This is a genomic window from Moorena sp. SIO3B2, from assembly GCF_010692525.1.
GTDB lineage: Bacteria > Cyanobacteriota > Cyanobacteriia > Cyanobacteriales > Coleofasciculaceae > Moorena > Moorena producens.
In genome coordinates this window covers 1-3,842 of record NZ_JAAHHE010000502.1, presented here as the reverse complement: position 1 = coordinate 3,842, position 3,842 = coordinate 1, and the positions used below count along the sequence as shown (strand labels likewise).

General features: G+C 45.3%; 2 protein-coding genes. One reads left to right on the top strand and one right to left on the bottom strand.

The genetic code is table 11. The features are described from left to right. Positions 1–226 precede the first annotated feature (226 nt). Positions 227–1,240 (top strand): tRNA lysidine(34) synthetase TilS, encoded by a 1,014-nt coding sequence (tilS, locus tag F6K38_RS37025; protein ID WP_008180692.1) that lies wholly within the window; start codon positions 227–229, stop codon positions 1,238–1,240. A 161-nt stretch (positions 1,241–1,401) separates the two neighbouring features. On the opposite strand, the gene hmpF is transcribed toward tilS, so the two are convergent. Further along, positions 1,402–3,165, bottom strand: coding sequence for a pilus motility taxis protein HmpF (hmpF, locus tag F6K38_RS37020; protein WP_044492395.1), 1,764 nt, complete (start codon positions 3,163–3,165; stop codon positions 1,402–1,404). Positions 3,166–3,842 lie beyond the last annotated feature (677 nt).

The window sequence follows — 3,842 nt, the reverse complement described above, 5'->3', positions numbered from 1 at the left end:
CATCCAGTAACGGATGCACTTATTTCGTACAAACTGACCAGTGCGTATCGCCTCATCAATGGCAGCATATTGAGTTTTATTCCCTTTGACCTTAAATTCTAAGACGATCATTTTGACGTGGGATAACCCTACGTAATATTATAGCACAAAAGCCGTCGGACGAAGGACGGGGCTTGAGACCCAAATTTTTGGTCAAAGTTTTGGATAACTATTCATAACCACTCTAATGTCTGAGATACCGAGTTGGACACCTCTTCATGCACGGCTACATAGAACCCTGCGGCAAAAGAAGCTACTACCAAAGAATCAGCAGGTTTTAGTAGCCGTATCCGGTGGGCAAGATTCCCTTTGCCTAAGCAAACTACTGCTAGATTTACAGCCCAAGTGGAAATGGCAGCTAGGAATCGCCCACTGTGACCACCGTTGGACCTATGATGAGGGAATTTCCCTTCATGTACAGCAAATTGCTCAAAGTTGGGGGCTTCCATTTCATCTACGAATTGCCCCTGAAGTGAAAAAGAGCGAATCAGCAGCGCGGCAGTGGCGTTATCAAGCCCTGATTGACATTGCCCAAACTCAAGGTTACGCCACTGTTGTCACTGGTCACACAAAAAGCGATCGCGCTGAAACAGTCCTCTATAACCTGATCAGAGGTTCAGGGACTGATGGCTTGCAAGCTTTGACCTGGGAACGACCTCTTGCTCCTGGAGTACGTCTGGTGCGTCCCCTACTTGACACATCCCGTAGCGAAACTCTCCAGTTTTGCGAGCAGCAGCAACTGTCCATTTGGGTGGATGCTTACAATCAAGACCTTAACTATGCCCGTAACCGCATCCGCCAAGAGCTAATCCCCTATTTAAAAACCCATTTCAACCCACAAGTTGAGACAGCCTTGTCCCAAATTGCTGAAATCTTGCGAGCAGACGTGGAATATCTGGAAAACACTGCTGAGCAAATCCAGAAGCAAGCCATGGCAGTACCTACGGTCGAGGAAGATCCTGCTAGCAATAGCCCTCCACGATTGAATCGTCTGGTATTACAGCAAGCTCCCCTAGCTCTGCAACGTCGTGTGATTCGGAAGTTCCTTCAGGAAAACCAAACCAAAGCCCTCAGCTTTGAGCAAATCGAAGCCGTGACTGGTTTAATTGCTGCTCCCAACTGCTCTCGAACGTCATCCTTTCCTGGTGGAGTAACAGCCTTGGTAGAAGAAGAATGGATTATTCTTAATACTGAAGTATGAAGTATGAAGTATTAACTATAAAGATTAACTATAAAGTATGAACTATGAAACAGTTCTATCTCTTAGTTTCTGATAAATTTTTCTTCTTCAACCTACCCTACAACGAATCGCCTTGGGGGAGCAACATTCTAACATTCAACATTCAATATTAAACCTTAAACCTAAGAAGCTGCCAACTCTGGAGATTGGCTTAAGCTACTGATGATTTGGGATATTTGAGCGATCGCTTGTTGTTGAGAATCACCTGTTTCCTGGATTTGATTCAGAGCATTTGCGATCGCCTCCAGCTTCTGTCGAAGTTCATTGAGAGCATCTTGCAATGGCTGTAGGGTTTCTTCATAGATATCGACTTTCCCCCAAAGTTGAGCTACCTTCACCTGATTGGATAGCCAACTTTCCTCCCAATTTTTTACCTGAGCCAGCTTAGCATCCTTTTCTTGGGTTTGTTGATTCATCAATTCTTCAGCTTCGCTAACCCTAAGGCGCATCTGTTCAATTTCTCGTTCTAGTTGTTGCAATTGATCTGAGTGTTGTTTGCACTGTGCTTCTAGTTCGAGCAAAATTGGTCCTAAGTCAATTTTCTGGTTTTGTTGACCATTACTATCCACAATTCCTTGCCGCAGTCGCAACACTCGTAGGTGCTGATTTAGAATTTCTTCTCGTTCCCATAGAGTCCGGCGTTGACCCACCAAGGTTCTGTCCAGCATCTGGTAACGGTCTTGCTCATCTGCTAACTGGGTTTCTAGACTAATACGATCATACTCACTAGCGACCCTAATCTGTTCTTGTAGTTCTTCAATCCCTTGGTGTTGGAGTGTTAGTTCTTCTTCTTGGTCATTGACGAAGCGTACAACTTTTTCCAAATCCTGCTGCAAATTCTGAACTATATCCTGTAACTCACCCAAGGGCATTTTTTCTAGTGCTGCAATATCCACCATTTGGCTAATCTTGACATCCCCTGATGTTGCTGCCATTCGAGCCAGTTCTTGGTATAACTCTTGCTGAGTTTGGAGTTGCAGACTCACCATCCTAGCTGATTCGAGCTTGATCTCTAGATTGGTTTGCTGCACTTGCATTTCGCGGTTTGCCTGTTCACAGGATGCTTGTAATTGTTGTAACTTTTGGGTTTGATGTTGGACTTCCTCCCCGTGACCCTCAACGTCTGCTTCCAATTTTTGAGCTAATAGACGCTGTTCATTTAACTGCTGCCAGTGAGTATCCAACACCGAATGCTGATGCTTGACTACTTCCAAGGCTTGATTCAGTGGTTCCCAGACAGATTGTGTTGATTCTAATCCTCCTGATAAGCGATTGAGCAATTGCTGAATCACACCAGCCTGCTGAGCATCTAAACCAACAGAGTATTGACCCTCTGAAACTTGCTCTTCTAAGCGTAGCTGCTGTCCCCGGAGTTGTTCCCAAGCACCTTCAAGCTCCTTACTTTTACGCTCCAATTCTTGTCTGAGTTTAGCAGTTTCTGCCTGAGTACTTTCCAGTTCTTGGCGTTGTTGCTCTATTCTGGAAAAATCCTCCTCCATCGTTTGCATCTGCTCAAGCCGCGCTTCCATTTCCATCTCGCGACGGTTGAGTTCTTGACTTTGATAGGTCAAAGATTGCTTCCACTGCTCAATTTCTTCTTCCTGGTTTTTTGACTTTTCTAGCAAGCGAGAGAAATTTTGCAACAGATTGACTAACCTTCCCCCCGCTGCCTCGATTGTTCCCTGTATTTGTCGATTCCCACTCAGGTTAACAATCACCAACGCACCATCACCAAAGTTATTGGCTTGTTCTGTCGGAAGCACTTCCTCCCCAGACACCTTATTCCAACTCTGGTCAGTCCGCTGAAAAGCCAGCAGTTTAAGTTCGGCCTGAGCTCTACCCATAAACCCAGTTTTCTGCTTTCTTACCTCTGCGAGATACAGCACACTGATCGTCCTCTTTTACTTTTATTGTGCCCAATTCTTGATTAACACATTTGAACGCTTAACCCCTTTGGGGTTGCAGGATGGTAATTTTCGGAGATTATTGGTCAACCGACCTAGTTTTGATCCTTAAGGCTATTAATCCTTTAAAGGATGACGGCAGTCAGTATATTTAGACACTTAACCTATTTTAAGGTATTGCCCAGACCTGATTTACCAGTCAATAAAGGTGAGCAGAATAGAAATAGATTGATGAGGATAGTCTTAGGAATCTTCCCACAGGGGGAGTCTAGTTTCCCCAACCGGTCTAGTTTCCCCAACCATAGATTTTATCCACCCAGAGGGTCGAATTTTCTAGATTGAACATAACATCTTACCCCATCACTTTTTTCCCTTGTGCCTAATCCCTACTGAATGCTTCCCCCACCTGCGTTCGCGAGGTGGGGGTATCCGTCTTGATTACAAGGTTTTATCCCTCGCGACAGGCGGCATCCTCGCCGAACATCCAGGACTTTTGCTGGCATGTTCCCCCTCGTTTCCGCTATGGGGCTTAGTTAGAGTCGATGCCTCCGATTAAGGAGGGCACCTCTCCTGTCATACCATACGTGAAAGTTTCCCCTCATATGGCTCCTAGATATTCTCTCCCTTAGGAGTGCTCCAGTGAATTTGCTGGTGACAGC